The 875-nt window shown below is 32.2% G+C and carries 2 protein-coding genes; one reads left to right on the forward strand and one right to left on the reverse strand.

Annotation, left to right across the window (positions count from 1 at the left end):
* Nucleotides 1-457: T9SS type A sorting domain-containing protein (locus tag Z054_RS29615; RefSeq protein ID WP_035093883.1), on the forward strand; the 457-nt coding region annotated here is incomplete at its 5' end.
* Between the two features lie 95 nt (nucleotides 458-552).
* On the opposite strand, the gene Z054_RS29620 is transcribed toward Z054_RS29615, so the two are convergent.
* Nucleotides 553-875: T9SS type A sorting domain-containing protein (locus Z054_RS29620; RefSeq protein ID WP_035093885.1), on the reverse strand; the 323-nt coding region annotated here is incomplete at its 5' end.

Raw genomic sequence — 875 nt, forward strand, 5'->3', positions numbered from 1 at the left:
GGTAAGTTCTTCTTCATATACTAATTGGAACGGTAAATCTGGTTACATAGGATTTACCTTTAAAATTAGTGGCAATACACACTATGGTTGGTTTTATGCTACTGTAACAAATGATGGATTATCGTATACCATATTGGATTATGCGTATAACACGAATCCAAATCAGGGACTTACAACCAAAAGACCAGCAGCAGCAGGTCCAGAAAAAGTAGAAAATTTGGTTAAAATATACCCTAATTCATTTACCGAAACTACAAATATTGATCTGACAAAATTAGGGAAAGAAAGGTTTACTATGAGTGTATATGACCTCTTAGGAAGACTTATTTATCATAAAAACTATGATAAAAACCCTGGAGTGCTTCCTTTTGGAGAAACAATAACAGAAAAAGGAAATTATTTCGTAAAAATAAGATCAAAAGGAACTTCAGAAATACACACAATAGTGAAAAGATAACCTGATAAATCTGGTTGTAGATGAGAAAATATAAAGCGGGTGTCAGTTACTTATACTGTACACCCGCTTTTTTATGTAGAAATAAAATAGATTAGTTATCGTGTGATCGGTAGTTTTTTAGAATATTTTTTACCTTGATTGTTATCAACAATAGCATAATAAAGCCCTTCTGGCAATGAATCAACATTAATTTCTGAGTTTTTTGACAGTACTTTTTTGCGTACTTGCAGTACTCCCATTGTATTATTAGAAACCCCTTCCTTTGGGAGCATACCATTTAATGAAATAGTAAATGTTCTATCTGCCGGATTAGGATGCAACTTAAATAAAGTTTTGTTTCCTATAGCAGAAGAAATTTGAGTATTCTCCCTGGTTTTGGAAGTAAAGTTATTTCGGTTCTGTATAAAAACGGTATTTG

Source organism: Aquimarina macrocephali JAMB N27, from assembly GCF_000520995.1.
Lineage (GTDB): Bacteria > Bacteroidota > Bacteroidia > Flavobacteriales > Flavobacteriaceae > Aquimarina > Aquimarina macrocephali.